Below are 5945 nucleotides of genomic sequence, written 5' to 3'. Positions count from 1 at the left end.
GGGCTGGGCCGCCACTGGCTGGGTACTCCCCGCCAAAGCAGCCAGTGCGAACAGGACAGTGAAGCGGCGTCGTGATCGGTGCAGCATGGTGATCAACCCTCGTGCATGGCATTGCCAAAGCCCTTGCGGATCGGGCCCAGCAAATAAAAGAGCAAGGTGGTGCGGTCCGTGAGGATATCGGCGGTCAGCGTCATGCCTGGCACCAAGAGGTTTTTGCCCTTGGCCTTGCCGGCATACTCGCGATCCAAGGCCACACGCACCTTGTAGTAGGGCTCACCGGTCTTCTCATCCTGGAAGGTTCCAGCTGACACGGACTCCACCTTTCCGGTCACGGTGCCGTAGCGGCTGTAGTCGTAGGCAAGCACCTTCACCTCCACCTTCTGTCCGATCCGGACGTTGCCAATGTCCTTGGGCTTGACCCGGGTGAAGGCCTCCAGGCGCTGACCAATCGGAACGACCTCGGCGACCACACTGCCCGGCGCAATCACCCCGCCGATGGTCTTGATCGTGTAGCTCTTGACGATGCCATCAACCGGTGAGCGCACCTGCAGCCGCTCCAGTTCCCCCAGCTGACGGCCCAGCACGCTCTGCAGCTCAGCCTTCTCACTGGTGACTTTCGCCAGCTGCTCCAGGGTGTCGGTGCGGAGTTTGGCCCGCAGTTCAAAGCGTTGGGTCTCCGTCTCTTGAATCGTTCCGTCCAGTTCCGCCAATTGGGTTTCTGTGGAAGCGATGCGACGCCGGGCCTCGAGCACGTCGTTGTGGGGGATCGCTCCGCTGCGATCCAACGACTCGTAAGCCTTGGTCTGCTCCTTCAGCAGCGCGACTTCATCGAGGTATTCCTTGCGCTTGGCCTGCAGGGTGGCCAGGCGTTGGTCTGCCAGGGTGATCTGACGGGTGATGTCCCTGGCCTTTTGATCCTGGAGATCTCGGAAGGCCTTCTCCACTTCCGCTGAAGGACGGGTTGGCGTGCGCTGTTTGCTGTTCATCGCCTCCTCCCCAAGAGCCTTGCGCAACTCGCGCTGCTCCAGGGTCAAGTTGGTGATCCGGGTTGCGGTTTGCTGCTCCTGGGAGCCGATCTCCCCCTCGTCAAGCTTGAGCATGACCTGGCCCTTCTTGACCCGCTGGCCCTCGGACACCAGCTGTTGGCGCACGATGCCGCCCTCAAGGTGTTGCACCTTTTGGATCTCCCCGGCGGGCTCAATCTCACCGGAGGCCACGACGTAGTCCTGGATCGGGATGATCGCCGAGACCGCAATGGAGCCTGCAAAAACCGCCGTCACCCCCTTCAGCCAGCGGAGCAGGTTGGGGGGAACCTGACCGGCCTCGAGGGACAGTGCTTCGCCGCGGCGGCCATGGCCAAAGGCCTGGTCGGAGGGATCCGCTTCCAGGTGCCAGATGGAGCTCTCGTCATCAGAGCGCTTGCGGCTCTGGAGATCGCGGGGGTTCGGGGAGGACAGGCTCATCGGAATTAGGCGGCCTTGGCAGGCGCAGGAGGAAGTTTTTGCTGCGCAGCGATTAACTCCGCAGGGGTACCGGCAAAGGCCACAGATCCTTCCCGAAGGATGACGATCTGATCGGCAATTTCAAGCAGCTCAGGCGCATCTGACACCACCAGCGTTGTCCCCTTGCCGCGGCGCTGGGCCAGGACCTGCAGCAGAGCTCGGCGGTTGTGGGGTTGCAGCGCCCCAAGCGGTTGATCCAGGAGCAGGACAACGGGCTCCGCCAAGAGCAACCGCGCCAAGGCGACCCCCTGCACCTGATGGGGCAGCAGGGCATGGGGACCCTGCAGGGCGACGAGCCGATCCAGTCCCTTGCCCTCCAGCAATTCCTCGAGGGCAAGGGACTGCAGGGCCTGTTGCAGATCCTGATCAGTGAGGAAGGGGCCCGCCAGCAGCAGGTTCTCCCGGAGGGTTCCAGGGAAGACCCCAGCGTCTTCAGGCAAGAAGGCCATCGCCTGACGCAGCTGCCCCAAGGGGATCTGGCGCAGATCCGAGCCGTCCAGGGTGATCACGCCGCTGCCTGGGGTGATCTGGGCATTGATCAAACGCAGAACAGAGGACGTGCCTGAGCCTTCCGGCCCCGAGAGCACCACCAGCTGACCTGGATTCACCTTGAGGGAGAGCTGAGCCAGGGTGGGCTCCTGCAGGTTGTTGAGCCGCAAGGTGACGTTCTTAAAGACCAGGGCACCCTTGGGGTTGGGAAGCACCCAGCGCTGACTCAGGCTCGTGCTGGGCTCGACTTCCGAGGCCCCCATGAAGCGGTTCAGGCGCTCGAGGTTCGGCCGCATCTGGGACCAGCGGCTCAGGGCTTGGTAGGCCGTTTGGATCGGGCGGAAGACCCGCCAGACGAAGAACATCGTGGCGATCAAGGTGCCCAGCTCGATGCCGGAATTTCCGGCGATCGCAATGCCGGCTCCTGTGGCCAGAACCAAAGCTCCGGTCAGCTGGGAGAACTCGCCGGTGAGGATCGCCAGCAGTTGCTGCAGCCGCAGTGGCCCGAGCCCCTGAATCGCCGATTCACTGGAGGCCTCCTCCAGGCGGCTGTACCAGCGGCGCTCTCCTCCGGCACGCTTGATCTCAGCGAAGTTCTGGAGCAGATCCAACAGCATCGGCTCCAGGTTGGAGGGGTTGCGGCTGAGGGGTTGCTGCACGGCACGGCCGGCCAGTCCAACGAGGTAAACCCCGCCAAAGCAAACCAGCACCATCAAGACGGTGAGCAACATCAAGGGCACGCTCATCACGGCGATGGCCACCAGGAAGATGCCGATGAAGGGCAGATCCAAGGCCGCCAGCGCCACCGGACCGGTGAGGTAGGTGCGCAGACCCTGGAAGCTGCGCAGTCGGTTGGCCAGGGTGAGCGGGGTGTAGCGCTCCAACTGGGGCAGGCGCAGCAAGAGGACCTTCTCGAGCACGCGGATGCTGAGGAGCAAATCCAGCTCCGCGCCCAGATCAGCCAAGCGGGCCTGACGCCGCTGGGTCAGCCAGAGCTGCAGGAGCACGGCCGTGATGGCGAAGGGCAGCAGCAGGAACAAATCCCCCACCTGCCCGCCAGGGATTTCGATGTTGTAAACGGCGCGGATATAGAAGGGCATCGCCAGCGCCAGCAGGTTGATCAGCAGCGAGATCACATAGAGCTCGGTGATCCCGCCGCGGAAACGCAGCACCTGGGCCTGGAACCATTGCCGCTTCTCGCCAGCTCGCTCCGGTTCAAAGCGGATGTCGTAGGCGTAGTAGGCCTGGTCCAAGGCCAACAAGCCAGCCAGTTGCTCGGCGGTCTGGACCAAGCGGAACTCCCAGTTGGCCTGGTCGGCGCGCAGGGCCAGGGGGTAATCGAGTCGCTGCAGCTGCGCCAGCGGTGTGCGCGCGCTCAGGGGGATGACCGTCCAGCGATAGCCCAGGTTGGCCAGGGTGTTCATCAGATCGACCCCGTCCATGGACTGGGGGGATCCACTGATGGCATTGCGGAGCTGAATGGCCTCGCCTGACCAATCCAGGGCTTCCAGAAGATCCGGCAGCAGACGCGCCGAGGCGGACTCGCTCTGGCGCAGGCGATCAAACAGTGGAGCGATCTCGATCATGGCTGCACCTCCACCAGCTCGCTGGCCTTCCATTGCAGGGTCGGAATGGACGCCGGCAATCCCGGAGGCCAGGCCTCCAGGGCCACCAACTTGGAGGCCTCACACTGAATCCCGAGGAACCACTGCAATTCGGAGGCGGGTAGGTCCACCTGGGAGGTGTCCAAAAACAAGGCCGCAGGTTCATCCAGCAGGGCTGCGATGACCTGGACGCGGAAGCGCAAGCTGCGGCTCAAGGGAAAGTCTTGGGTCTCACCGATCGGCGTCTCGTAGCCGCGCGGCAGAGCCTGAATCCAGGGGGCAACAGCTAACTGCTCACAGAGCTGGGCCGCCCGTGGCCCGAGCTGATCGGAGCGGAAGTGGGTGAGGTTCTCAAGCAACGTGCCCGTGCTGAGTTGGGGGTTGGGCACCAGCAGCCGCAGGCGGCGGCGCAGGAGCGAGCGTTGATAGCTCTGCAGCGGCCGACCGGCGTAGCTGGCGTGATGGGGCAGCTCTCCCTCAAGAGCGGTGATGGACTTCAGCAGAGCCGAGGAGCTATCGACGTCTCCACCGACCAAGGCCAAGGCCCCTCCTTGGGGAAGGGTGAATTGGGGGAGCTCCAGAGATCCGCTGGCTGGGGGTTCATCGCCGACCAGGAGGTTGGGTTCTTGGGGCAGTTGCTCGAGCTGCTGGTAGTCGTGATTGGCTTGCCACTGGCTGGCCTGTTGCCCTTCAGCAGCAAATAACTTGCCCAGCGGCATGGTCACCTGACCACTGAGAAGGGTGCAGGCCGCCAGGGCCCCACTGGAGAGGTCCTGGTTGATCACCATCCAACCGCCGAAGCTGACGATCAGAAGTTGATTGAGTTGGGCAAAGAGGCCCGAGAGGTTTTGCAGCCGGGCCGTGGTCGCCTCCTGGCGAAAGCCTGCCTGGGCAAGGCGCTCCTGCAACGGCTCCAGGCGACGCACCAAGAACCCCTCGAGATTGAAGGTCTTGATCGTGGGGGCCCCCAGCAGGCTGGCGTGCAGGGTTTCATTGAGGCTGGTTTCCAGGCGGTGTTTCTGCTCGATCGCGGCGAGCATCGCCTGGGAGGCCTGGTGGGCGTAGTGAATGAAGACCGGTGCCAGCAGCAGGGGCAGGATCACCAGCCAATGGCCAATCAGCAGCAGAACAAAGAGGTAGACAAGAGCAAAGGGAAGATCAATGCGGCGCACGATCCACTGCTGCTCAAAGACACCCCGCAAGGCCGCCGGTGTACGGAGCTGAGCCAGGCGGGCCTGCAACGGCTGGGCCTGAACACTGCTGATATCGCTAGCCAAGAGCGAGCGGATCGCTCCCAGCCGGAGCCGATGCTCAGAGGATGCCCCAAGCCAACTGAGAACCCAGGCCCGCAGCCCCTTGAGGACCACATCGAGGACCAGGACAGCTGCCAACAGCATGGTGATCACCGCCAGGCTGTCGCCGGCCTGCTGCGGCAGGACCGAGGTGTAGATGCGGTTGATGTACAGCGGGATCGCCAACACCAGCAGGTTGATCGCAATCGAAGCGGCGATCACCACCCGCACCGTGGGGTCATCCAAGTCAGGTCGGATACCCGGATCCCCAGAGATGCGCTTCAGCCGCTGCCACCAGGCTTGAACCACCGAGCCCCAGGCCGATCTCTGCAAAAACTAGGCATGACAAACGTCAATAGCAGCGAGCTGTAGCGCTATTCATCAAACCTGTGCTGAATGACAGGAAATTGGTCAATCTGAGGGGAAAGTGCTCCAGCTCCCATGGCCGCCGATCGTCCTGAAGGCAGCAATCTCGAGCAGTCCATCGCCAAGCGCGTGGGCAACCGGCTGCGGCGGATGTTCGGGATGGAAAACCTGCACGACGGCAGCCGTGAGCAGTTCGAAGAGGCGCATGAATCCATCCCGGAAGGGGGCAGACCACTTCAGGCGGACACAACGACTGGGCGAACCGGCACCGCCTCCTCCCTTCCCGACGCAGGCCTGAGTCGGCCTTGGTCCTCTGACTTTGAGCCCTTCCCAACGCCAGGTGCAGGGGGCGATCAATCCCAGGGCATCAGTGGCGGAGGGGGCGGCGGAAGCGCTGGAACCGGAGTGGAAGCGCAAGGCCTCGCTGGAGTCGCGGGCGCAAACGGGGGGGCGGCCCACACCACGCCCTCAGGCGGAAGCGGACCTGGACATGCCACCGCTAGCGGCGGCAGTGGTGGGACAGGTGGCGGTGGTGGCGCTCACAACGGCCCCAATGGCGGCACGGCGTCGCCATTGAGCAACGCATCAACTGGCCTTAAAGGAGAAACGCATCTGCCCATCACAGATGACGACGAACGGGTGACAGGAGATGAAGACAAACCCATTCAGGGGACTGTCATCGAACATCCGAT

5 protein-coding genes are annotated in these 5945 nt (G+C 63.4%); 1 reads left to right on the top strand and 4 read right to left on the bottom strand.

The genetic code is table 11. The features are described from left to right. Nucleotides 1-92 precede the first annotated feature (92 nt). The 4 genes from QZ184_RS09590 to QZ184_RS09575 form a co-directional block, all read right to left on the bottom strand. Complete coding sequence (locus QZ184_RS09590) at nt 93-1463, bottom strand: HlyD family type I secretion periplasmic adaptor subunit (RefSeq protein WP_296419304.1); 1371 nt, start codon at nt 1461-1463, stop codon at nt 93-95. 5 nt (nt 1464-1468) lie between these two features. Further along, entirely contained in the window at nt 1469-3577 is a 2109-nt protein-coding gene (locus QZ184_RS09585; RefSeq protein ID WP_296416735.1) for an ATP-binding cassette domain-containing protein, read from the bottom strand. Next, nucleotides 3574-5196, bottom strand: a complete 1623-nt coding sequence (locus tag QZ184_RS09580; RefSeq protein WP_296419302.1) for an ABC transporter transmembrane domain-containing protein — start codon at nt 5194-5196, stop codon at nt 3574-3576. The genes QZ184_RS09585 and QZ184_RS09580 overlap by 4 nt, the downstream gene beginning before the upstream one ends. A gap of 102 nt (nt 5197-5298) precedes the next feature. Beyond that, nucleotides 5299-5460 (bottom strand): hypothetical protein, encoded by a 162-nt coding sequence (locus QZ184_RS09575; RefSeq protein WP_296419300.1) that lies wholly within the window; start codon nt 5458-5460, stop codon nt 5299-5301. 112 nt (nt 5461-5572) lie between these two features. On the opposite strand from QZ184_RS09575, the gene QZ184_RS09570 reads away from it, so the two are divergent. Continuing rightward, complete coding sequence (locus tag QZ184_RS09570; protein WP_296419298.1) at nt 5573-5830, top strand: hypothetical protein; 258 nt, start codon at nt 5573-5575, stop codon at nt 5828-5830. The last annotated feature ends 115 nt before the right edge of the window (nt 5831-5945 follow it).

The organism is Vulcanococcus sp. DEBay_Sum22DG08_74 (genome assembly GCF_017852955.1).
In the GTDB taxonomy this organism is placed as follows: Bacteria; Cyanobacteriota; Cyanobacteriia; order PCC-6307; family Cyanobiaceae; genus Vulcanococcus.
Note: the sequence above shows the minus strand (reverse complement) of the source record. Positions and strands in the feature narration are given on the sequence as shown.